The organism is Pseudomonas gingeri, from assembly GCF_013386115.1.
GTDB classification, from domain to species: Bacteria; Pseudomonadota; Gammaproteobacteria; order Pseudomonadales; family Pseudomonadaceae; genus Aquipseudomonas; species Aquipseudomonas gingeri.
Map to the genome: position 1 here is coordinate 150,611 of NZ_JACAOR010000001.1, position 22,984 is coordinate 173,594.

A 22,984-nucleotide genomic window follows, 5' to 3' on the forward strand; every position below is an offset into this window, starting at 1 on the left:
GATCGAGGTCATGCACGAAGGCTGTGCGTGATGGCCTGTCTTGACGAAATGCTAGGGAGCGGGCGAGCCGTGGGATTGAACGTTCTTGCGATTATGAAAAAAATACTTCAGCGCCAGCGCCCGGGCGGCACACCAAAGGCTTTCTTGAAATGCCGGGTGAAATGGCTCAGGTCGGCAAAGCCGCTGTCGGTCGCCACGTCGGTGGCGGCGATGCCCTTGCGCAAGCCTTCCAGCGCCCGGTTGAGGCGGATCTGATTGCGCCAGGCATGGGGGGCCAGGCCGGTTGCCCGGGTGAACAGGCGGGCGGCATGAAAGGTCGACAAGCCGACTTCCCGGGCCAGCTCGCTCAAGGACACCGGTTCGGTCAGGTCTTGCAGCAGACGCTGCTGCATGGCGGCCACACGCTGCCCGTCGCGCGGCAGGTGCGGTAGCACCGGGCGTTGTCCGGCATGCCGCAGCAGCAGGGTGGAGATCGCCTGGAGCAACTGGTGCTCGGCCTGCAGCGGATCGACGTTGGCCTGCAGGGCGCGGTGTGCCGCGCCCATCAGCAGGGTGAGGTCGGGATCGCGAATGATGTCTTCGCGAAACCAGGGGAGAGGCGTCGTACGCCCGGCCACGGCGTCCATGACCGATTGCACGAAGGGGACGGGCAGGTAGAACACGCGATAACGCCAGCCGGATTCGGTGGCGGCGGAACCGGTGTGCACCTCGCCAGGATTGAGTACCGGCACGGCGCCGGCCTCGGCCACGCATCGACTGCCGCGATAGTCATAACGCTGGGCGCCGTCTTCGATCACCGACAGGGTATAGGCATCGTGCCAATGGGGGGCGAAGCGCTGGTCATGGTACTGGGCCGTGAGCATGTCGGCGCCCGGCAGGATCGGCGAGCGCCAGTAGTGCACGGTATTGCTGCGGTCGGCGGTGGTCATGGTGTTGTCCTGTGATCTGCGACCCGGCCCATGCCACCGCCTCTGCCGTACAGGCCGTCAGCGGTTGGCGAACTGGCCGAGGGCCTTGCCAATGGTCGCGGCCAGCCCGCGACCGCTCAAGCCACCCGGGTCCATCTCGGGGTTGTAGATGGTGAACTGGATGCCGATGGCCCTGGGTGAACTCATGGCCGTGCGCAGGGTGGTGCCCAGGTCCTCCCAGGAGAAACCGTCCGGCTGCGGATGGTCCACGGCCCACATGATGCCCTGGTCCAGCACATCGACGTCGACGTGAATCCAGAAGCCTTCCGGTCCGTCTTCGCGGGTCAGGTGGGCCACGGCTTCCTCGGCGGCGTTCTCGGTGCCGAGAATGCGTACTTCCTGGCGGTTCAGCGCCATCAGGTCCCTGGGCAACTGCTGGCCGCGATTGCGCGCCTGGATCGCTCCGTCACGATAACCGAACAGTACGACATCCTCGTCGCGCAGCAAAGGCCGCTGGCCTTCGATATCGGCAACCACCGCCGGGCCGCGACCGGTGGCATAACCCAGGTCGCTGGCCGAGGCCGCCCCGGCGATCGGGTTGTTGTCCGCTTCATAGAAGTCGGCATGGCCGTCCAGGTACAGCACGCCATAACGACCGCGACGCTTGAGTGCGAGCATGGTGCCGAGCAGGATCGAACAGTCGCCACCGATCACCACCGGGAACTCGCCATTGTCCATCACCTTGCCAACCGCATCGGCCAGGGTGATCGAATACTCGTTGATGGCATGGGGGTTCATGATCTGGGTTTGCGGATCACGCTCGATCCGCCACGGCGGCGACTCGACCCGGCCGGCGAGGCGGGCATTCAGGCGCTTGGCCAGACCGGCATTGAGCAGTGCCTCGGGCATATGGGCGACGCCCAGGTGGGTCGAGATATGCCCCAGGACCGAGGGGGCTTCGATGATTGCAAAGTTGCGCATGGTGGTTCCTCCTGTTTGTTGTTCGCGGAGGGGGAAATCGCAGGGACTGTGCCAGTGTTTTTTTGCGGCGTTGAATTGCCGCTATCTTTTACCTGATTCGGTCATTGATTGGCTGTGATATGACCGATCAACCGAACAGGCCATGCTCGAAGGTGTGTGGATGCCGCCGTCCTGAAACCGCAGGTTGGATACCGGTAAACCTTTGCCGTTCGAGGGTATGCAGACAAAATCGCACTGGATGGGTGCGCTCGTAACAACGCTGTGCATTTTTGGGTAACAACGTAGCGGATGACTGATAAGTGACTGTTTTGTTGAAATGATTGACCATAAAAAGAACTGCCCGAATAGCTTTGATCGAGCGAAACAGCCACAGAAAGGGTGTTCGATGAGTTCGGGTCATCCTGCCTATAAAGGAAGAAATAGTCGAAACAAGTGGTTTTGACCGATTGTTATCACCCCCGATTTTTTCAATGCATGAAGAACCGGCCTCTCCAGTGGCACAGGGATGCCCGAATAAAACCGCCTGCTTTCCACAAAACCACAAAAAAACGGAGGGTGGCATAGTCACTGCACCTGTTTTGCTCATTGAAGATGCCGCATTACGAGACAGGTCAAGACAATGATTGATGCATTCCCGAGCAAGGCAGATACCTACGACGTCGCGGTGATCGGTGGCGGCGTGGTGGGGTGTGCCATGGCTCGCCGATTCGCCCTGGAGGGGGCCCGGGTACTGTTGCTGGAAAAGGCCAGCGATATTCTGTCGGGGGCCAGCAAAGGTAACAGCGCGATCCTGCACACCGGGTTCGACGCGCCCCGCGACAGCCTCGAACTGGCCTGCATGCAGGCCGGTTACCACGAGTACCTCGATATCCACCAGCAGATGAACCTGCCTGTGCTCAGGACCGGCGCCATGGTCGTGGCCTGGACCGCGGATGACCTGGGTAAGCTCGACGGCATTGCCCGGCAGGCGCGGGACAATGGCGTCGATGATGTGGAGTTGCTGGAGCCGGCACGGATCCGCCAACTGGAGCCCGAGCTGTCGCACAAGGCGCTCGGTGCCGTGCAGGTGCCGGGGGAGTTCCTCATCGATCCCTGGTCGGCCCCCCTGGGTTACCTGCAACAGGCCCTGTTGCACGGCGCCAGGGTGGTTCTGGGGACCGAGGTCCAAGGTGGCGACTTCGACGGCCTGGCCTGGCAACTGCAGACCAGTCGCGGGCCTGTGCGGGCAACGTCTGTCATCAATTGCGCGGGCCTGTTCGGCGACTGCCTGGAAGAGCGCCTGCTGGGGGAGAGTCATTTCAGCATCCATCCGCGCAAGGGCCAGTTCGTGGTCTTCGACAAGGCCGCCGCGCGATTGCTGCAGACCATCGTCCTGCCGGTCCCCAACGAACGGACCAAGGGCATCGTGCTGACCCGCACGGTCTTCGGCAACCTGCTGGTGGGGCCGACCGCCGAGGAGCAGGACGACCGTATCCATGCCGGCCTCGACGGGCTGATGCTGGCGGAACTGGTCGCGGCGGCGGTCGAGCGGATTCCGGCGCTGGCCGGCATGCCGGTGACCGCCACTTATGCCGGCCTGCGCCCGGCCAGCGACAAGAAGGAATACCGCATTCGCCAGGTGGCCGAACGCAACTGGATTACCGTCGGCGGGATCCGTTCCACCGGCCTGACCGCGGCGCTGGGTATAGCCCGGCATGTCTTCGAACTGTATGGCAGCACGCATTCCCATCGCCCACCGGCGACCGTGCTCTGGCCGCGGCTGCCGAACCTGGCGGAACACCTGCCGCGGGACTACCAGAGCCCCGGCTATGGCGAGATGGTCTGTCATTGCGAACTGGTCACCGCCCGGGAAATCACCACGGCCCTGAACAGCCTCCTGCCGCCTGGCGACCTGGGCGGGTTGAAGCGCCGCACGCGGGCCTGCATGGGGCGTTGCCAGGGATTCTATTGTTCGGCACGGGTGGCGCAATTGAGCGAGGGTCGACTCGCCGTGCCACTGTCCACGGGGAGTTGCATTCATGTTCAGTGAGACTGAAACGGTCGATGTCGCGATCATCGGCAGCGGGCCGTCGGGGCTTGCGGCGGCGGTGGCCTTGAAGCGCCGTGGTGTCCAGCGCGTGGTGATCATCGAGCGCGAAGCCGAGGCCGGGGGCATTCCGCGACACTGCGGGCATCCGCCCTTCGGTCTGCGGGAGTACGGCCGGATCCTGTCCGGACCGGATTACGCCCGGCGCAATATCCGCGAGGCACTGACGGCCGGTGTCGAGATCCGTCTCAAGCACACGGTGACGCGGTTGGGACACGGTGGTTTGCTGGAGATCGTCAGCCCGCAGGGTTCCCTGCGCCTCCAGGCCCGCCGCGTGCTGCTGGCCACCGGCGCCCGGGAGACGCCGCGCTCGGCCCGTCTGCTCGGTGGTGACCGGCCGTTGGGGGTGATCAACACCGGCGCCCTGCAGTCCTACCTCTACCTGGAGCAGCTCAAGCCGTTCGAACGTCCGCTGATCATCGGTACCGAACTGGTCAGCCTGTCGGCGGTGCTCAGTTGTCGCCGCGCCGGGATCCGGCCAGTGGCGATGATCGAGGCCAATAGCCGGGCGACGGCACGCTGGCCGCTGTCGTTGTTCCCTCTGTTGTGCGCTGTACCGATGCATTTCGGCGCGCGGCTGCTGGATATCCAGGGCACCGGACGCGTGGAGTCGGCGCGGGTGGAACTGGCCGACGGCAGCGTTCGGACCTTTGCCTGTGACGGTGTCCTGCTGACCGGTGCCTTTGTGCCGGAAGCGAGCCTGGTGCGCCTGAGTCATCTCAAGCTCGATCGCAGCAGCGGCGGGCCGGTGATCGACCAGTTTGCCCGCTGTTCCGACCCGGCCTATTTCGCCGCCGGCAACCTGCTGCGTCCGATTGAAACCGCCGGCTGGTCATACCGAGAAGGCCGACGGGTTGCCGAACTGCTGGCCAGGGATTTGCGGGGCGAGCTACCGGTTCCCGGCGGTTCGGTGGCGATTGTCGTGCACGGCCCGCTCAAGCTCTGCGTGCCGCAACGCCTGGCGACCGGCACCACCCGCGGCCTCAAGTATTTGCAGTTGCGGGTCAGCCAGGCGGCGCAGGGGCGCTTGCGGGTGCTGGCCGACGGCAAGGAAATCTGGGCCCGTTCATTGACCAGTTTGCCCGAGCGTCGGGTACTGATTCCGATTGCTCACTTGAAGTGGCCGACGGGCGTCCAGCACCTGGACGTCGATGTCGTCGATCATGATTGAACGCATTACCGAGGAAAGCATGACAATGCGAATTGCCGCCCTGGACCAGGGAACCACCAGCACCCGCGTGCTGGTGGTCAACCAGAATGGTGCCGCCGACATCCTCCTGTCGCTGCGCCACCAGCAACATCATCCGCAACCGGGTTGGGTCGAACATGACCCGCTGGAGTTGCTGGCCAATATCGAACGCTGCCTGGAGGCCACCGGTCCGGTGGACGCCATCGGCCTGGCGAACCAGGGCGAAAGCTGCCTGGCCTGGGATGCCCTCAGTGGACAGCCGCTGTCACCGGTGATCGTCTGGCAGGACAACCGCACCTCGGCGCAGATCGAGCAGTTGCGCCGCGAGGGGGGCGAGGCGTTGACCCTGGAGCGTGCCGGGTTGCCGCTGGATCCGTATTTTTCCGCGAGCAAGCTGGGCTGGATCCTCACGCACCTGCCGGCCGCCCAGCAGGCGCTGGCGGCCGGGCGTTTGCGCCTGGGCACCACGGACGCCTATTTTCTCGACCGTCTGACCGGGGTCTTCGCCACGGATGTCACCACCGCGTCGCGCACCTCGTTGATGAACCTGGCGAGCGGGCAATGGGACCCGCAGCTCTGTGCCTTGTTCGGCGTGCCCATGGAAACCCTGCCGCCGATCCGCGACACGGTCGGTTCGTTCGGCGAGATCGGCAACACGCCGGTGACTGCTTCGGTGGTGGACCAGCAGGCCTCGTTGTACGGGCACGGCTGCCGGCAATCGGGCGACGCGAAAATCACCTTCGGCACCGGGGCGTTCGCCCTGACCGTGACCGGTGAACAGATCATTCGCGCGCCGGAAAAAGGCCTGCTGGCGACCATTGCCTGGCAGATCGACGGCAAGCCGGTGTATGCCATGGACGGTGGCGTCTATGACGCCAGCGCGGCGGTCGAGTGGGCAGGGCGCCTGGGTCTGTTCGAGGACTTTTCCGAGCTGGCGGGCTTTGACCGGCCGCCGGCGATTTCCCGGCAACTGGCGTTTGTCCCGGCACTGTCCGGCCTGGCCTGCCCGCATTGGGATCGCAGTGCCGCGGCGCAATGGATCGGCATGAACGCCGGGACGTCACGCCAGGATATGTGCCAGGCGCTGCTGGAAGGCGTGGCCTTGCGCAGTGTCGAGGTGATCAGCGCGATGGACGGCTTCCTCAATGTCACCGATCGCCTGTCCATCGACGGCGGCCTGGCCCGCAGCCCCTATTTTGCCCAGTTCCTCGCCGATGCCCTGCAGCGGTGCATCGTCACCCAGCGCTTCGATGAGCTGACCGCGTTCGGCTGCGCGGCATTGGCGGCCCGTGGCCTCGGCCGCGAATTGGTTGCGCCGCGCAACACCTGTACCGAGTTTCACCCCAGGGTTGGCGTCGACACCGCGCTGGCCTGGCGCGAGACCTTTGCCGACGCGGTCAGTCGCTGTCGTAACTGGCGCTGAGTGAACCACAAGCCCCCTGGCGACCTGCGCAGGCAGGTTGCCCAGGAAAGTGCTGCCCGAACTCATGGAGATCTCCCACAAGTAAGTGACCACATCGTTGTTTTGAAAGAGGCAAAACCACAACAAAAAAGATAATGGCATGCGAAGTGCGTCGTCCGTTTCAGCTCCTGTCGAGCAACTGCCGCGTTATACGAACGGCCTGTCGAACAGGGCGAAGTACATCAATAAGACACTTTGAGGAGACACTCCAATGTCTGACTTTATATCAAGGTCACAGGAAGCTGTGGCCGCTGGGGCGACCCATTCACTGGAATCAGGCGCCGGCTATCAGGCGCAGTTCGAACGTTCGCTGGGCAAGTTTGAATCCTTTGCCGTGGCGTTCTCGTTTATCTCGATCACCACCGGGTTGTTTTCAACCTATGGCTCGGTCCTGGTTTCCAGCGGGCCCATCGGCATCTGGACCTGGCCCATCGTGACCCTGGGCACCTTGCTGGTGGCGCTGGTATTCGGCCTGCTGGCGAGCAAGATCCCGCTGTCGGGGTTCAGTTACCAGTGGGCCAGTCGCCTGGTCAATCCGGTGGTGGGCTGGTGGTTCGGTTGGGCCAGTTTTGCGTTCACCATGATGGTGGCCGTGGCGGTGGACTATGGGCTGGCGCAGGTGGCGCTGTTCCCCTTGCTGGGGCTCGATTACACGCCACAGGCCGGAGCCTTGACGGCGGCGGTAGTGTTCCTGATCCAGGGCGCGCTGATCATCTGGTCGACACCGCTGCTGACCAGGATCAACAACATGGCGGTGGCCGCCGAGGTGATCGCGGTGATCGGCCTGATCGTCGGCATCGGCGTGGCGGTGAGCTTTTTCGGCAAGGGCAACCTGTCGAATCTGTTCTCCACCGGTATCGTCCATAGCGACCACTATTACGGCTGGCTGGGTCCGTTCATGCTTTCCGGGCTGCTCGGTGCCTTTACCCTGGTGGGTTGGGAAGCGGCGGCGAACATGGCCGAGGAGACCCACAATCCCAAGCAGGTGGTGCCGCGGGCCATGGCCAACGCGGTGCTGATCAGTGGCGTGATGGGCACCTTCTTCCTGATCGTGATCAGCATGGGCCTGGGTGATCAGGTCGCCGAGCTGACCAAGAGCTCGGCACCGGTGGCGGATGTGATCCGTATCACCCTTGGCGAGACCATGAGCAAGCTGATCCTGGTGGTGGTCTGCGTGGCCATCTTCGCCTGCGGCCTGGTGATCATGACCAGCAACAGCCGTCTGGTGCACTCCATGGCCCGCGATGGCCGCCTGCCGTTTTCCGAGCAGTTGAGCCGGGTGCCGCGCGCCACGGGCGGGCCGTCGTGGGCGACGGTGTTTGTCACGCTGGTCAGCGTGCTGGTGGTCCTGAGCTTCTACAACAGCCCCGATGCCCTGACCGAGATGCTAGGCGCCGCCACCCTGTTCCCGGCCTTGCTCTACAGCGGGACAGTGATCCTGTATATCGCCACACGGCACAAGCATGTCCATCACGCCGATGATTTCACCCTGGGCAAGTGGGAGTGGCCGGTGGTGATCGGGGCCTGCGTCTGGCTCGCTGTCGAGTTGTGCGTGTTCATCATTCCGAGCGACTTCCGCGTGGCACAGATGTATGTGCTGGCGTCGATGGCGGTGGGCGCGGTGATCTTTGCGATTGTATGGATGACCCGTCGCAGACAGTTGGAGCGGATGCCGCCCCTGCATTGAACGAGACCAGTCGGACTTGCTGTTTCTCGCCCCAGGTTAGTTGAAACCGTCAATACGTGAAGTTGTCATTCCGGGACTGGCATTGTCAGACCCACGGATTCGGCTGACCGCGATAAAGCTGCTCGATCCCTCTTGTGTCCATATACAGGACAGGGGACAAGAGGGATCGATGCAGACTTTCAGATCCATTCCGTGCGCTGCAACAGCGGTGCTTCGTGAACTTCCACCTGGGCCCTGGCCAGGGCTTCGCCCAATTCGCCGACCGGCTTGCGGTCAATGATCAACCGATCGATACGCTCCAGCGGGAACACCTGGAACAGGGCGCGACGGCCCAGTTTCGACGAGTCGGCAATCACCGTGAGGTAGCGCGCCCGGGCAATCATGGCGCGGGCGATCTCGGCTTCCTCGATGGAAAAGTCAAAGGCGCCGTCGGCACTCAGGGCGCCGATGGTCACTACCGCATGTTCGGCGTTGAAGCGGGCGATCTGTTCCAGCGCCAGGGAGCCGCTGTTCTGGTTGGATTCGGGACGGAATTCGCCGCCGATCATGAATACCCGATTACCGCTGACGCCCATGGCCTCGGCGATCAGCAACGAGTTGGTGATCACGGTGATGCGGTTCAGGCGAGCCAGTTCCCTGGCGAAGAACAGCGTGGTGGTGCCGGTATCGATCAGGATGCTGTCGCCCGGGGCATAGAGCCCGGCGGCGTAGCGGGCTACCGCGCGCTTCTCCTGGGAGAACTCGTTCATGCGGGTCTGGAAGGCGTTTTCGTGTTCACCGCTGGGGGGCAGGGAAGCGCCGCCATGGAACTTGGTGACCTGGCCATTTTCCGCCAGTTCGGTGAGGTCACGGCGAATGGTTTCCTGGGAGGTGTGCAGCGTCCTGGCCAGCTCATCCACGGAAATCCGTTCGCGCTGGCGCAGCAGTTCGAGGATGTGTTGTCGTCTTTCGTTGGGGCGCATGGCGGGCTCCGGTTGCTACCTGGATGGGCGCGGGTTGTTACCGCTGCACACGTTGCCGGCCAGCCTCCGGAAAGGCCTTTGGCAAGGGGCGCCGAGCGGCGGCACGGGAACGGGGAAATGCACAATCGTCTCCACGCGACGCTGGCTCCGGCCAGCGGGTTCGCGCCGACGGGTGTGTCGATGAAAGTGACCAATTTAAGTGGGAGTGTCTTTCAAATCAACATGAAAACCAAGAAATGGCATGGGATGTGATGGATATCCGGTCGCTGAAGCCTGTTCTACCGACACCTTGCTTCGGCCATTCATTCATCAGACGAGAGATTTTTCATGCGCAAGATTTTCCTGGCCTGTCCGTACAGCCATGCCGAGGCCACCGTGGTTCATGAGCGTTTTATCCAGTGCAACCGGGTCGCCGCCCAGATCATCGACGCCGGGCACGCGGTATTCAGCCAGGTGTCCATGTCCCATCCGATCAACCTGGCGTTTGTCGGCAAGGACAGCCAGGCGATCGGCAAGCTGTGGGCTCCGGTGGATGCGCTGTTCATGGAGATGATGGGGGAGTTGATCGTCCTCGACCTGCCGGGCTGGGAACTCAGTTCGGGGATTCAGCGCGAGATCGAGTTCTTCAGGCAGCGTGGGCGCCTGGTCAGCCTCTGGTCGGAGGTGTCTGTCGAGTTCGCTTGAACACCACCAGCAATGGGCCACGGTGGGTGAAGTGAAGATCACTCCAGCGCGTCGCGCTCGTGGACCAGCGCCAGCAACGTCAGGCGATTCTGTGAAAGCATCACCTCGCGCACGGTTTCCATGCGTTGCTGGTCGATGGTGTCCCAACCCAGGGCCCGCAGAATGGGCGCCCGCTTCACACGAAAGACGATGCTCTGGCTGTTGAAGGCCATCGTCCGGATTATCGTGATTTCGTCATCGACGGGTCGCCCGGTCAGGCGGGCGACGATGGAGCGGGTAACGTGCGAGAGGCGCTGGTTGAGGCCTTGCTCCATCAGCGTGGCGGCCGACGGCGGGCCCATGCCGGCCTGCTCGCAGGCCATGAAGCGACGCCAGTCGGCGGATTCCGGGGTCTCGAGAATGAACGACAGGAAGACGCCGAGAACATCCAGGTAACGCTCAATCAAGGTGCGGTCATCGGCGTGGGGATCTTCCAGCGCTTCCTCGGCGGCCGAAACCTCGTCCGTCAGTTGTGCCCAGAGCTGCGCGAGGATGTGCTCGACGCACGCCAGGTAAACCCCTTCCTTGTTGTCGAAATAGTATTGCAACGCCGGCGCATTGACCCCCGCAGCCGCTGCGATCTGGCGCGTCGATGCGCTTTCGAAGCCGTGGGTGGCGAACTGGTCCACGGCGGCCTCGATAATCCGCAGGCGGGTGTCTTCCCCGCGCTGGTAGCCGCCTTCCTTTGCTGGTCGATGTCGTGCCATGGGTAAGCCTGAAAAAAGAATGCCCGGACAAATTATATCACTTGACATAAATTCGCCATCGCCGCATTTTTTACCAACTGGAATATTTTGGAGCGCGGCATGTCCGTCGATCAACCTATCGGTCAGCTTGACCGCCTCGAACCCGTGTCTGAAAACAACCCTCCCGGGCGCCGGGCCAAGCCACCACGGGCCTTGATCGGACTCGCTGTGCTCGCGGTGGCGGCGCTGCTCGGCTGGGGCGCGCACTGGTGGTTCAGCGGGCGTTTCGTCGAAACCACCGATGACGCTTACCTGCAGGCCGACAGCATGACCGTGGCGCCCAAGGTCGGCGGTTATGTCGCCCAGGTACTGGTCAGCGACAACGAAACCGTCAGCGTCGGCCAGCCGCTGGTGCGCCTGGACAACCGCAAGTATCAGGCGGCGCTGGACGAGGCCCAGGCCACCGTGGCCTCGCGCCAGGCCGATGTGGCCAGGGCCGAGGCCGAACTGGTGGAGCAGGCGGCGAGCATTGCCCAGGTCCGTGCCCAGCTCGAGGGTGCCAACGCCGACCTGCGGCACGCCCAGACCCAGGTCAAGCGCTATGCGCCATTGGCCCGCTCCGGGGCCGAGACCGAAGAGCACCTGGCCGATCTCAACAATCAACTGGCCCAGGCCAGCACCGGCCTGGTCGCGCACCAGGCCTCGTTGCAGGCGGCCGAAACCCGCATCGGCACACTCAAGGCGCAGTTGCAGCAGACCCGCGCCCAACTGGCGGTGGCCCAGGCCAGTGCCCGGCAATCGCAGCTGGACCTGGATGACACCACCGTCGTCAGCACCCTGTCCGGCCGGGTGGCCGACCGCAGTGTGCGGGTCGGTCAGTTCACCCAGCCCGGTACGCGCCTGCTGACCGTGGTGCCGGTGCAGGCGCTGTACCTGACGGCCAATTTCAAGGAAACCCAGATTCACCATATGCAACCCGGCCAGGCGGTCACGGTTCACGTTGATGCCCTGGGTGGCGAAGACCTGAGCGGTCATATCGACAGTCTTTCGCCCGGCACCGGTTCGCAGTTCGCGCTGTTGCCGGCACAGAACGCCACGGGCAACTTCACCAAGATCGTGCAGCGGGTCCCGGTGCGGATCCAGCTGGATGTCCCGGATTCGGCGCGTGCCGTGCTGATGCCGGGCCTGTCGGTGACCGTCGACGTGGACACCCGCCACCATGGCTGACAGCGCGACGGTCGCGGCTACGCCCGAGCCGGCCCTGGAGGCCAATGCCTCGGTGACCGACTGGATCGCGGTCGCAGCCGGTGCCCTGGGCGCCTTGCTGGCCACGCTGGATATTTCCATCACCAACTCGGCCCTGCCGCAGATCCAGGGCCAGATCGGTGCCTCGGGCACGGAGGGCACCTGGATCTCCACCGGCTACCTGATGTCGGAGATCGTCATGATCCCGCTGGCGGCCTGGTTGACCCGGGTCTTTGGCCTGCGCCGGTTCCTGATGGGCACGGCGATGACCTTCACGCTGTTTTCATTTTTCTGCGGCATGTCCACCAGCCTCACGGGCATGATTCTCGCGCGCGTCGGCCAGGGCTTTGCCGGGGGCGCGATGATTCCCACGGCGCAGACCATCATCGGTACGCGACTGCCCAGGCACCAGATGGCGATCGGCATGTCCATGTTCGGCCTGATCGTACTGCTGGGACCGTTGCTGGGGCCGGTGCTCGGTGGCTGGCTGACCGAGAACGCCAGCTGGCGCTGGTGCTTTTTTCTCAACCTGCCCATCAGCCTGGCCCTGGTCACCTTGCTGTGGACCGGCATCCGCCCGGAAAAAGCCGACTTCCAGCAGTTCATCAAGGCCGACTGGCTGGGTATTCTCGGCCTGGCCCTGGGCTTGAGCGCGCTGACGGTGATCCTCGAGGAGGGCCAGCGTGAACACTGGTTCGAGTCCTCGTTGATCGTCGGCCTGAGCCTGCTGATGCTGCTGGGCTTTGTCCTGGTCGCCTTCGGCCAGTTCAGTGCGGCCAAGCCGATCGTCAAGCTCGAACTGATGCGCAACCCGCGTTATGCCAGCGTGATCCTGATCGTGTCGACGGTGGGGGCGGCGGTCTATGGCGTTTCCTATCTGTTGCCGCAGTTTCTCGGCAGCATTTCCGGCTACAACGCCCAGCAGTCCGGCTCGATCATGCTGCTGTCCGGCATACCGGCCTTTCTGCTGATGCCGTTCCTGCCCCGGCTGATGCAGCGGTATGACAGTCGCTGGTTGGTCGGCACCGGCCTGGTGCTGTTCGTGATCAGTTGCATGATGAGCCTGAACCTGACGGCCGACAGCGTCGGTCATGATTTCGATGCGTCGCAACTGGTACGCGGTTTCGCCCAGATACTGGCGATGATGCCGCTCAACCAGCTCAGCATGGCGGCGGTGCAGGTCAACGAAAAGGGCGAGGCGGCCGGGCTCTACAACATGTCGCGCAATATCGGCGGCTCCATCGGCCTGGCCCTGACCGGTGTGCTGATCGATCGGCGCAACAGCTATCACGACGCGATGATCCGCGAATCGCTGACGGCCAACAGCACCCTGGGCCAGGACCATATGGCGGCACAGGCCGCGGCGTTCATGGGCCAGACCGGTGACCAGGCCCTGGCGCAAGTGCAGACGGTCGGCCAGTTGAGTCGCGATATTGCCCTGCAAGCCTCGGTGATCACCTTCAGCGACTGTTTCTACCTGCTGGGTATCGCCTTGGCGCTGTGTATTCCCCTGGCCCTTTTCCTCAAGAAACCACCTCTTCCGGTGAGCCCCGCACGATGATCGACAGAACCCTGATTTCGGCCCTGGTCATGGGCCTGCTTGCCGGTTGCACCGTCGGCCCCGATTACCACGGTGCGCCCGCGGTGGCGGAAAAGACCCAGACGGCCGGGCGTTTCGCCCATGCGGACCCAGGTGCCGCCACGGCTCCGGCTGTCGCCCACTGGTGGCGGACCCTGGGGGATGCGCAGTTGGACAGCCTGGTGGAAACCGCGCTCAACGACAGTTCGGATATCCACGTCGCCCAGGCACGTCTGCGCCAGGCTCGGGCCGGGTTGCACGGCCAGCAGGCGGCCGGGCAACCGAAGCTGAGTGCCAATGCCACCGCGGTCCGCTTGCGTTCCCCCGATCTGTCCGGCCTGACGGGGCAGGAGAGTGGGGGCGGGCGTGGGCCGCTGTCGTTGTACCTGACGGACTTCGATGCCAGCTGGGAAGTGGACATGTTCGGCGGTACGCGTCGCGCCATCGAGGCGGCCTCGGCCAGCGCCGACGCGTCGGCCGAGTCCCTGGCCGATGCCCAGGTGCAACTGGCTGCGGAAGTCGTGCAGGCCTATGTCGGCCTGCGCGACCAGCAAACCCGCCTGGCCCTGGTCGACGCCTCGGCCAGCCTGGAGGCGCAAGTGGTCGACTTGACCCGGCAGCGCCGCAGCCGTGGCGTCGCTTCGCAGTTGCAACTGGAGCAAGTCACCACCCAGTGGCAGACCACCCGTGCCCAGCGCCTGCCGTTGCAGGCGCAGATCATCGAGTCGCTGGATCAACTGGCGGTGCTCTGTGACCTCGAGCCGGGCGAGCTGGACAGCCGCCTCGGCCAGCCGCGCGGGCTTCCCAGTATCCCCGCGAGCGTGCCGGTGGCCGATCCGGCGGCGCTGATCAAGTCCCGCCCGGACATCCGCGTCGCCGAGCGGCAACTGGCGTCCAGCAGCGCCCAGGTCGGCGAGAAAAAGGCCGACTGGTTTCCCAAGCTGTCGCTGACCGGCGATCTGAGCTTCAGCGCCGCCGAGCCTTCGCACCTGATGCGCAAGGACAGCGCCACCTGGCTGCTGGTCCCGCGATTGACCTGGAATGCCCTGGACTTCGGTCGCGTGGCGGCCAATGTCGACAGTGCCGAAGGTGGCCTCGACGAAGCCCGCGCGCATTACCGTGGCGTGGTCCTCGGTGCGCTGCGGGACGCCGATGTGGCTTTGGCCCGTTACGGCCATCAGCGTGAAAACGTGGTGCTGCTGCGGGACATCGAAGCATCCTCCGCCCGTGCGGCCAGCCTGACCCGCGAACGCTACGACGCCGGCACCGCCAGTACCCTGGACTGGCTGAATGCCGAGCGCACGCGCTTCGATGCCGAGCAGAACCGCGTCAGTGGCGACAGCGAACTGCTCAAGGACTTTGCCTCGTTGCACAAGGCGCTGGGATTGGGCTGGCAGGGCTGAAAGGGCGGCATGCTGCCTGGACAAGGAAATACGCGGCCCAGCCCATTTATTCCCGCTTGATCACCCTTTCCCGTCGTGGATCGTTCAACCACACAAGGCGGGCATGCGCGTTACTGGCTCAGCGCCGCTGCAAATGCCTCTGGCGTGGGGCTGTCGGGCCAACTCGGAATGCCCTCGGGCAGCGTCAGCCAGGCTTGCTTGTGCTGCACCCATATATGCGCTACGGGCTGCAGGGCGGGGCTGTTGTCCAGTGTGCCGGCGCGCAATACGTGCAGGCCCGGTGCGGCGCTGGTGGTGTTGTAGAGGCGGGTATGGCACACGCCGCAGAGGTAGTGGCGCGAGTGCACGCCGTTGCTGTCATAGGCATATTCGCCGAGTGGGCCGCTGAAGTGCAGGGCATCTCCCGGCAGCAGCGCGTGCAGGGTAAAGGCACTGCCGCTCCAGGTCTGGCAATCACGGCAATGACAGGCGTAGACCGCCAGTGGAGTATCGGCAGCCAGGGTATAGCTCACGGCGCGACAGCGGCAATGGCCAGCGAGGGACATGGGGAAACTCCTTCAGTATTCAGGTTGCGGACGAGGCATGAGCGCTGGGGTATAAGCCCCGTGGGATATGCTTGACCAGCATGAGGCCGCGCCTCACGAAAGAAAATCAGCCAAAATTGCCCAGCGGCTCACAGGAAATGTATGAACACGCCTCAACTACAGTGGGAAACCCAGCGGGCCTTTCTGGCGGTATTGCGAACCGGCAGTCTGTCGGGAGCGGCTCGTTTGCTGGGAATCGCGCAGGCCACCGCCCGGCGGCGGATCGAGGCGCTGGAGCAGAGCGTCGGTGTCAGCCTGTTTATCCGCTCGCCGGCCGGGCTGTTGCCGACGGACATGGCCAAGGACCTGATCGGCCATGTCGAGGCGATGGCCATGGCGGCCAACGCCTTCAACCGCGCGGCGTCGGCGGATGCCGACGTGACGGGTGGCACGGTGCGCCTGACCAGCAGCAAGCTGCTGGGCGTCGAGGTCCTGCCGCCGATGTTGCGCACGCTGCGGCGGGCCCATCCGCAACTGGCCGTTGAGCTCAGCGTGTCGAACCGCTTGCAGGCCCTGTCCCGGCAGGAGGCCGATGTGGCGGTGCGTATCCGCCGTCCGACCGAGGCCGCCGTGGTCACGCGCAAGGTCGGCGACCTGCGGGTCGGCCTGTATGCCACAGCCGAACTGCTGGCCGAGCAGGGCACTCCGCAGAGCGTCGCGCAGCTGGATCACTACCCGCTGATCGGACCGGACCGCAATCTGGTGGAGCTGCAGTTTCTGCGTGAACGTGGCTTCGACTGCATGCCGGCGCGCACGCTGATTCGCACCGACGACCACCTTGCGCAACTGGCGGCATTGCGTGCGGGACTGGGGATCGGCGTCTGTTCCAGCCAGCTGGCGCGGCGTCATGGCCTGGTCCGTGTGCTGCCCGCACAGGTGGATTTTTTGGTGGATGTGTGGATCGCCATGCACCAGGACATGCGACGGGTCCAGCGCATCGCACGGGTGTTCGACGAGCTGGGAGCGTCGCTGACGCAGTTCCTGAATACCCAGGACGTGCCCGATATCGGACAAAAAACTAATGAACCCTCGCCAGCGCCTCCTACCTAACGCAGGACATACGGGAGGAAAACCATGCAAATCGAATATGTCTGGATCGCCCTGGCGGTGGTGTTGCTGCTGGTCGAGTTGTGGGCCATCAGGAGTGTCTGGAGAAGTGGGCAGGGGGCAGGCACCAAGGGACTCTGGATCGTCGTGATCATTTATGTGCCGCTGCTGGGCCTGTTGCTCTGGTGCTTGATCGGTCCCAAGGAGCCGGCTCGGGAGTCGCCGGCTACACAACAGGGCAAGGGGTGATCGTTCCCGGGCTGCGCTCCGGGAACACTCGAGTCAGCTGCGTTTCACCTGCTGTTTGCGGGTGGCGAAACCGGCCAGCAGATCGAGGCTGGAGCAGATCAGGAAGTAGACCAGCGCCACGAACAGGAAAATCTCCGTGGGATGGACCATCACCCGGTTGCTGACCTGGGTGGCCACGAAGGACAGTTCCCCCACGCCGATCACATAGGCCAGCGAGGTGTCCTTGATCAGTGAGATCCACTGGTTGAGGAACGATGGCAGCATGATCGGCAGGGCCTGGGGCAGGATGATCAGCCGCATGACCTGGACGGGACGCATGCCCAGGGCACGGGCCGCCGCCCACTGGCCGGCCGGCAGGCTCTGGATACCGGCGTGGACCGAGTACGCCAGGTACGCACCGCCGATCAGCGACAGGGCGCAGACCACGGTGAACAGCGCCGGTATGTCCACATGGAAGACGATCGGCAGCAGGAAGTAACTCCAGAAGATCAGCATCAGTACCGGGATCGCCCGCAGGAAACCCAGCACGGTGATCAGTATCCCCCGCGGCCAGCCCTTGAGGGTGCTCAGGGCGATGCCCAGCACCAGGCCGAGGATCGCGGCGGCAGTGCCGGACAGCACGCTCAGCAGCAGGGTCAGCGCCGCGCCGCCGAGGGGGCCTTCCGGGTAGGCGCCGATCAGGAAGTAGTCGAGGTTGTCGCTGATAACGGAAAAGTCCATGGCTCATGCCGCTCCCTGACGATAGCGCCTGGTCTGGCGGATCCATTGTCCGGCCGTTTCGATCAGCACGATGCCGAGGATGTACAACAGGGTGGCGAAACCAAAGGCCTGGAAGGTCTTGAAGGTCTCGGTCTCCACCTGGCGTGAGGCATAGGACAGTTCGGCGAGGCCGATGGCCATGGTCAGCGAGGAGTTCTTCAGTGCGTTCATGTATTGTCCCAGCAAGGGACCGAGCGCCGTGCGCAAGGCTTGCGGCAGTACCACATAACGCCACACCTGGGCCGGCCGCAGACCCAGGGCGATACCCGCTTCGCGCTGCTGCGGGCGTACCGAGGCGACGCCGGCCCGAAACTCTTCGGCGATGAATGCCGAGGTATACAGGGTCAGTCCCCAGAAACCGGCGATGAATTCAAACGACGGCCAGCTGATGTCCACGCCGGCCACGGTCGCTTCGTGGGGCAGGTTCAGCCAGATCATCAGGTCTTCGGGCAACAGGGCGCTGACGCCGAAATACCAGAAGAACAATTGCACCAGCAGCGGCGTATTGCGAAACAACGCCAGGTAGGCGCGCGCCGGCCAGGCGATCAGCCGCGAGCGGCCGAGACGCGCCAGACAGACCAGGAAACCCAGCCCGGTGGCGACCAGGCAGACCACGGCCGACAACGCCACGGTCAGGACAAATCCATCGAACAGCCATTTCAGGTATTGCGGGCCGAGCAATTCACCAAACATCGATCACGGTGTCCATCCAGAATACAAAGAGCCCGCGCGGAGAACCGCGCGGGCTGTGGGTGTACGGCGGGGAGGGCGATCAGCTCTTGTCGCCGATCTTGTACAGGCGGGCCAGCGGGGTCTTGGTATCCGGGCCGAACCAGGCGTCGTAGATCTTCTGGGCCTGACCCTTGCTTTCCAGCTCCACCAGCGTCTGGTTGACCAGCTCGGTCAAGGCGGTCTCGCCCTTGGGCAGGCCGACGCCGATCAGGTCATTGGAGATGGTGAAGGGTGGAACTTCGTACTTGTCCTTGTCCGGTACGTTGGCCAGCAGGCCGATCAGCTTCGGGCCGTCCTGGGTGATCGCCTGGACGTTACCGTTGCGCAGGGCGGTGAAAGCGAACGGGGTGTCGTCATAGGCGACCACCTTGGCTCCCGGGAATTTCTCGCGCAGCACGCCTTCGTTGACGGTGCCCTTGTCCACGCCCACGCGCCATTTGTTCAGCTCGTCCTGGGACTTGAGGGTGCCTTTCTTGATGAGGAACTGCTGGCCGGAGCTGAAGTAGGGAATGCTGAAGTTGACCTGCTGGGCGCGCTCCGGGGTGATGGTGAAGTTGGCCAGGACCAGGTCGACCTTGTTGGCCACCAGCAGGGGCACGCGGTTGGCCGGGTTGGTCGGTTGCAACTGGAGCTTGACCCCGAGCTTATCGGCAATGGCCTTGGCGTAGTCGACATCCAGGCCTTCGATCTGTTTGCTCTTGGCATCGATGAAGCCGAAAGGCGGGTTGCTGTCGAACGAGGCGACGCGCAGGACGCCGGATTTCTTGATGTCTTCCAGGCGGTCGGCATGGGCCAGGCCCGAGAGAACGGCGAGAGTGAGGGCAGTGAGGGCAGTCAATTTTTTCATGGTGATCTCAACACTTGATGGATGATTCTGGCGCCGAGTCTTGCAGCACGATGAATAAACAACAAAAGAATATAAAAGAATGATTTTATTCTTTTTATGAATAAGTGGTTTTTTCAGGCGCTCTCTACAACCGGCATTCCAGAGCCTTTGGACGCGGTGGTGTCGGTAGTGGCAGGCCGTTTCCGTGCCAGTAACGGGCAAGTCGGGGTGAACCTAAGCTAATGCGAAAAAGATATTTATTGCGGTTTTTTAAGATCGGATAGTTTTGTCGGCAACGGGATTTCAACGCCTTGCCCAAGTCTTCGCGGCGGGGTGTCGGATATCAGGACGAATGTTTGCAGACCACAGGGAGTGAACCATGCCGCAGCCGCTGGATATCACCGCGTTGCCGCTCCTGGACCTTTCAGCGCTCGATGGCAGCGCCGGGCAGCGCCAGGATTTTCTCGACGCACTGCGTCACGCCGCACGCGATGTCGGATTTTTCTACCTGACCGGACACGGCATCGACAGCGATCTGCTCAAGCAGGTCCAGGAGCATGCCCGGCAGTTCTTTGCCTTGCCCGACGAGGACAAGCAGGCCGTCGGCATGATCCATTCACCGCACTTTCGCGGCTACAACCGCGCGGCCTCGGAGATCACCCGCGGTCAACCGGATCTGCGCGAACAGTTCGATATCGGCGCCGAACGCGAAGCCCTGGCACTGGATGAACACACGCCGACCTGGGCCCGCCTGCAAGGGCCGAACCTGTGGCCGGCGGCGCTGCCCCAGCTCAAGCCGCTGTTGCTCGACTGGCAGCAGGCCATGACCCGGATGTCGCTGCGCCTGTTGCGGGCCTTTGCCCAGGCGCTGTCATTGCCGGAAGGGGCGTTCGATCCGCTTTACGGCGACAAGCCCAATGAACATATCAAGCTGATCCGCTACCCCGGTCGTACCGCGCACGAAAGCAACCAGGGCGTCGGTGCCCACAAGGATTCCGGGTTCCTCAGTTTCCTCCTGCAGGACCGGCAGGCTGGCCTGCAAGTGGAGATCGAGGAGGGCCGCTGGATCGATGCGCTGCCCCGGGAAAACACCCTGGTGGTGAATATCGGCGAATTGCTCGAACTGGCCACCAACGGTTATCTGCGGGCCACGGTGCATCGCGTGCAGTCACCGCCGGCCGGAAGCGAGCGCCTGTCGATTGCCTTCTTCCTCGGTGCGCAACTGGATGCGGTGGTGCCGCTGTATCCCTTGCCGACCGCGCTGCTGCGCGAGGCACGGGGCCCGGCCAGCGATCCCGACAACCCGTTGTTGCGTGATGTCGGCTGGAACTACCTCAAGGGTCGCCTGCGTTCGCACCCCGATGTCGCCCGGAGTTTCTACGCCGATGCCCCCACGCCCAAGGTGTTGGCCCCCAAGGCCGTCAGCGCCTGACCCTGTCATCAGCTCAAGGATTACCAGCATGTTGAAAAAAACCGGATTGACCCTGGCGGTCGTGGCGGGCCTGTTCGCTTCATTCGGCGCCCTGGCCGCGGAACCGTTGCGAGTGGCGGCCGACCCGGTCCCCCACGCGCAGATCCTCGCTTATGTACAGAAAATCGATCCGCAACTGAACCTCAAGGTCATCGAGATTCCCAACGGCGTGAACTCCAACGAACTGCTGGCCCATGGCGACGTCGACGCCAACTACTTCCAGCACTTGCCGTATCTCAATTCCCAGGAACAGGCCCTCGGCCAGAAGTTCGCGGTGGCGGCGACCGTGCATATCGAGCCGCTGGGAATCTACTCGCACCGACATAAAAGCTTCGACCAGGTGCCGCAAAAGGGCACCGTCGCGTTGCCGAACAATGTCACCAATCTCAGTCGTGCCCTGTACCTGCTGCAGGATAACGGCCTGATCAAGCTCAAGCCCGGCTTCAACAACCCGGCTACCGACCAGGCAACGCCCAGGGACATTGCCGAGAACCCGAAACAGCTGAAGATTCTCGAGATTGAATCGCCGCAATTGCCCCGCGCCCTGGACGATGTCGACCTGGCGGTGATCAACGGCAACTACGCGCTGGAGGCGGGCCTGTCGCCGGCCAGGGACGCCCTTGGCCTGGAAAAGGCCGTCGACAATCCCTACGCGAATATCCTGGTGACGACGCCGAAGTTGCAGGATGACCCACGGATCAGGCAACTGGCCAAGGACCTCAACTCACCCCAGGTGGCGAAATTCATCACCGATACCTATTCGGGCTCGGTGATTCCGGTGACCGTCGCGGACCGCAAGCCATGATCCGCGTCGAGCAGTTGAGCAAGCGCTATGGCGAAGGGGCGCCGGTACTGGACCGGGTGTCCCTGGACATCCCCGACGGGGCGATCTACGGCATCGTCGGTCGCAGCGGTGCCGGCAAGTCGACCTTGCTGCGTTGCCTCAATCTGCTCGAACGCCCCAGCGCCGGGCGCGTGGTGGTCGACGGCCAGGACCTGACGACCCTGTCCGATCGGGACCTGCGCAGCCAGCGCCAACGTATCGGCATGATTTTCCAGGGCTTCAACCTGCTGCACTCGCGCAATGTCTTCGACAATATCGCCGTGCCGCTGGAAATCGCCGGCACCGGCAAGGCTGAACGGCAGGCCCGGGTTTGCGAGCTGCTGGAACTGGTGGGCCTGGCGGACAAGGCCGAGGCCTTTCCCTCGCAACTGTCCGGCGGGCAGAAACAGCGGGTCGGCATTGCCCGGGCCCTGGCGGCACGCCCGGCCTATCTGCTTTCGGATGAGGCCACCAGTGCCCTCGATCCGGAAACCACGGCGTCGATTCTCGAATTGCTGCGCGATATCAATCGCCGGTTGGGGCTGACCATCGTGCTGATCACCCATGAGCTGGATGTCATCCGATCGATCTGCGACCACGCCGCTTCCCTGGCTCAGGGGCGACTGCTGGAGTCCGGTCCGCTGGCGCGTTTGCTGGCCGACCCGGACTCGGCCCTGGGACGCTCGCTGCTACCGGCCCCGCAGCCGCGCTTCGACGATGAGGTGCGGATCCCGCGCTTGAGGTTGGCCCAGTTATGACCCGGACCATCGATTGGAACGAGATTTTCCAGCTGTTGCTCAACGCCACCGGCGAGACCCTGTACATGGTGCTGCTGGCGGGGCTCTTCACCTTGTTGATCGGCCTGCCCCTCGGGGTCCTGCTGTTCATCAGCCGTCGCCATGGCCTGTACCCGCTGCCGCGCCTGCATGGCGGCCTGAGCGCGCTGGTCAACCTCGGGCGGTCGTTGCCATTCGTGGTGATGCTGATCGCCCTGATCCCGCTGACCCGACTGATTGTCGGCACCACCCTGGGTAGCACCGCCGCCGTGGTACCGATCACCATCGGCGCCTTTCCATTCTTCGCCCGTATCGTGGAAAACGCTTTGGATGAGGTCGACAAGGGACGGATCGAGGCCATCCTATCCATGGGCGGCGATATCCGCCATGTGATTTTCAAGGTCCTGTTGCCCGAGTCGCTGCCGGCCTTGCTGGCGGGCGTTACCCTGACCCTGGTGATGCTGATCGGCTTCTCCTCCATGGCCGGAGTGATCGGCGGGGGCGGCCTGGGGGACCTGGCGATCCGCTATGGCTATCAGCGTTTCAACAACGAGGTGATGGTCGCCACGGTGATCGTCCTGGTGATTCTGGTGCAGGGTGTGCAAAGCCTCGGGGATCGACTGGTGCGTTCCCTGGCCCATCGGCGCTGAGGAAACCGGAAAAGTTCGAGCTGTTTAGATTGATTATTTCCTTCGGCTATTTGAATAGCTCGTACGGGCATATCCAAAGCGGGTAATCCGCCGTTGAAACTGCCTGTCTGTCTGCTTTGAAAGCGATATGACCGCCAGGACGGATATCGGCCCGCA

23 protein-coding genes are annotated in these 22,984 nt (G+C 63.6%); 15 read left to right on the plus strand and 8 right to left on the minus strand.

Annotated elements, in window-relative coordinates; translation table 11 throughout:
* Nucleotides 1-107: 107 nt before the first annotated feature.
* Both HX881_RS00695 and HX881_RS00700 read right to left on the minus strand, forming a co-directional pair.
* Entirely contained in the window at nt 108-929 is an 822-nt protein-coding gene (locus HX881_RS00695; protein WP_177082167.1) for an AraC family transcriptional regulator, read from the minus strand.
* Between the two features lie 57 nt (nt 930-986).
* Nucleotides 987-1,889, minus strand: coding sequence for an arginase family protein (locus HX881_RS00700; RefSeq protein ID WP_017127456.1), 903 nt, complete (start codon nt 1,887-1,889; stop codon nt 987-989).
* Between the two features lie 619 nt (nt 1,890-2,508).
* Between HX881_RS00700 and HX881_RS00705 the strand changes: the two genes are divergently transcribed.
* The 4 genes from HX881_RS00705 (at nt 2,509) to HX881_RS00720 (ending at nt 8,313) form a co-directional block, all read left to right on the plus strand.
* Nucleotides 2,509-3,918, plus strand: coding sequence for an NAD(P)/FAD-dependent oxidoreductase (locus HX881_RS00705; RefSeq protein WP_177082168.1), 1,410 nt, complete (start codon nt 2,509-2,511; stop codon nt 3,916-3,918).
* A complete protein-coding gene (locus HX881_RS00710; protein WP_177082169.1) occupies nt 3,908-5,146 on the plus strand; it encodes an NAD(P)/FAD-dependent oxidoreductase in 1,239 nt (412 codons plus the stop codon). Before HX881_RS00705 ends, HX881_RS00710 begins: the two co-directional genes overlap by 11 nt.
* Nucleotides 5,147-5,171: 25 nt before the next feature.
* Nucleotides 5,172-6,587, plus strand: a complete 1,416-nt coding sequence (locus HX881_RS00715; protein WP_085983791.1) for a glycerol kinase — start codon at nt 5,172-5,174, stop codon at nt 6,585-6,587.
* Between the two features lie 250 nt (nt 6,588-6,837).
* Nucleotides 6,838-8,313, plus strand: coding sequence for an amino acid permease (locus HX881_RS00720; RefSeq protein WP_177082170.1), 1,476 nt, complete (start codon nt 6,838-6,840; stop codon nt 8,311-8,313).
* Between the two features lie 179 nt (nt 8,314-8,492).
* Here HX881_RS00720 and HX881_RS00725 read toward each other — a convergent pair whose 3' ends face one another.
* Complete coding sequence (locus HX881_RS00725; protein WP_017127451.1) at nt 8,493-9,275, minus strand: DeoR/GlpR family DNA-binding transcription regulator; 783 nt, start codon at nt 9,273-9,275, stop codon at nt 8,493-8,495.
* Nucleotides 9,276-9,392: 117 nt separating this feature from the next.
* Between HX881_RS00725 and HX881_RS32950 the strand changes: the two genes are divergently transcribed.
* Entirely contained in the window at nt 9,393-9,527 is a 135-nt protein-coding gene (locus HX881_RS32950) for a hypothetical protein (protein ID WP_256261920.1), read from the plus strand.
* A gap of 75 nt (nt 9,528-9,602) precedes the next feature.
* Nucleotides 9,603-9,959: a DUF1937 family protein gene (locus HX881_RS00730; protein WP_177082171.1), complete on the plus strand. Its 357-nt coding sequence runs from the start codon at nt 9,603-9,605 to the stop codon at nt 9,957-9,959.
* Nucleotides 9,960-9,997: 38 nt separating this feature from the next.
* Here the strand turns inward: HX881_RS00730 and HX881_RS00735 are convergent, their stop codons facing one another.
* Entirely contained in the window at nt 9,998-10,705 is a 708-nt protein-coding gene (locus tag HX881_RS00735) for a CerR family C-terminal domain-containing protein (protein ID WP_017127449.1), read from the minus strand.
* A 99-nt stretch (nt 10,706-10,804) separates the two neighbouring features.
* On the opposite strand from HX881_RS00735, the gene HX881_RS00740 reads away from it, so the two are divergent.
* From HX881_RS00740 to HX881_RS00750, 3 genes are read left to right on the plus strand one after another with little or no spacing between them, the layout of a single operon-like run.
* Nucleotides 10,805-11,911: an HlyD family secretion protein gene (locus HX881_RS00740; RefSeq protein ID WP_177082172.1), complete on the plus strand. Its 1,107-nt coding sequence runs from the start codon at nt 10,805-10,807 to the stop codon at nt 11,909-11,911.
* Nucleotides 11,904-13,490 carry an MDR family MFS transporter gene (locus HX881_RS00745; protein WP_177082173.1) on the plus strand — a complete coding sequence of 529 codons (1,587 nt, stop codon included), beginning with the start codon at nt 11,904-11,906 and terminating at the stop codon, nt 13,488-13,490. Before HX881_RS00740 ends, HX881_RS00745 begins: the two co-directional genes overlap by 8 nt.
* Entirely contained in the window at nt 13,487-14,911 is a 1,425-nt protein-coding gene (locus HX881_RS00750; RefSeq protein ID WP_177082174.1) for an efflux transporter outer membrane subunit, read from the plus strand. The genes HX881_RS00745 and HX881_RS00750 overlap by 4 nt, the downstream gene beginning before the upstream one ends.
* A 110-nt stretch (nt 14,912-15,021) precedes the next feature.
* Here the strand turns inward: HX881_RS00750 and HX881_RS00755 are convergent, their stop codons facing one another.
* Nucleotides 15,022-15,456 carry a GFA family protein gene (locus HX881_RS00755; RefSeq protein ID WP_177082175.1) on the minus strand — a complete coding sequence of 145 codons (435 nt, stop codon included), beginning with the start codon at nt 15,454-15,456 and terminating at the stop codon, nt 15,022-15,024.
* 141 nt (nt 15,457-15,597) lie between these two features.
* On the opposite strand from HX881_RS00755, the gene HX881_RS00760 reads away from it, so the two are divergent.
* Nucleotides 15,598-16,545 carry a LysR family transcriptional regulator gene (locus tag HX881_RS00760; protein ID WP_177082176.1) on the plus strand — a complete coding sequence of 316 codons (948 nt, stop codon included), beginning with the start codon at nt 15,598-15,600 and terminating at the stop codon, nt 16,543-16,545.
* A 24-nt stretch (nt 16,546-16,569) separates the two neighbouring features.
* Nucleotides 16,570-16,791: a hypothetical protein gene (locus tag HX881_RS00765; protein WP_017127444.1), complete on the plus strand. Its 222-nt coding sequence runs from the start codon at nt 16,570-16,572 to the stop codon at nt 16,789-16,791.
* A 33-nt stretch (nt 16,792-16,824) separates the two neighbouring features.
* Here the strand turns inward: HX881_RS00765 and HX881_RS00770 are convergent, their stop codons facing one another.
* The 3 genes from HX881_RS00770 to HX881_RS00780 all read right to left on the minus strand — a co-directional run bounded on the left by HX881_RS00770 (nt 16,825) and on the right by HX881_RS00780 (nt 19,129).
* Nucleotides 16,825-17,511 carry an amino acid ABC transporter permease gene (locus tag HX881_RS00770; RefSeq protein WP_177082177.1) on the minus strand — a complete coding sequence of 229 codons (687 nt, stop codon included), beginning with the start codon at nt 17,509-17,511 and terminating at the stop codon, nt 16,825-16,827.
* A 3-nt stretch (nt 17,512-17,514) separates the two neighbouring features.
* Nucleotides 17,515-18,243 carry an amino acid ABC transporter permease gene (locus HX881_RS00775; protein ID WP_177082178.1) on the minus strand — a complete coding sequence of 243 codons (729 nt, stop codon included), beginning with the start codon at nt 18,241-18,243 and terminating at the stop codon, nt 17,515-17,517.
* Between the two features lie 79 nt (nt 18,244-18,322).
* Entirely contained in the window at nt 18,323-19,129 is an 807-nt protein-coding gene (locus HX881_RS00780) for an ABC transporter substrate-binding protein (RefSeq protein ID WP_017127441.1), read from the minus strand.
* A 358-nt stretch (nt 19,130-19,487) separates the two neighbouring features.
* On the opposite strand from HX881_RS00780, the gene HX881_RS00785 reads away from it, so the two are divergent.
* From HX881_RS00785 to HX881_RS00800, 4 genes are read left to right on the plus strand one after another with little or no spacing between them, the layout of a single operon-like run.
* Nucleotides 19,488-20,540 carry an isopenicillin N synthase family dioxygenase gene (locus HX881_RS00785; protein WP_177082179.1) on the plus strand — a complete coding sequence of 351 codons (1,053 nt, stop codon included), beginning with the start codon at nt 19,488-19,490 and terminating at the stop codon, nt 20,538-20,540.
* A gap of 28 nt (nt 20,541-20,568) precedes the next feature.
* Nucleotides 20,569-21,384 (plus strand): MetQ/NlpA family ABC transporter substrate-binding protein, encoded by an 816-nt coding sequence (locus HX881_RS00790; RefSeq protein WP_177082180.1) that lies wholly within the window; start codon nt 20,569-20,571, stop codon nt 21,382-21,384.
* The gene (locus tag HX881_RS00795; RefSeq protein ID WP_177082181.1) at nt 21,381-22,160 is read left to right on the plus strand and encodes a methionine ABC transporter ATP-binding protein; all 780 of its coding nucleotides are present in this window, start codon (nt 21,381-21,383) and stop codon (nt 22,158-22,160) included. The genes HX881_RS00790 and HX881_RS00795 overlap by 4 nt, the downstream gene beginning before the upstream one ends.
* A complete protein-coding gene (locus tag HX881_RS00800; RefSeq protein WP_177082182.1) occupies nt 22,157-22,828 on the plus strand; it encodes a methionine ABC transporter permease in 672 nt (223 codons plus the stop codon). Before HX881_RS00795 ends, HX881_RS00800 begins: the two co-directional genes overlap by 4 nt.
* Nucleotides 22,829-22,984 lie beyond the last annotated feature (156 nt).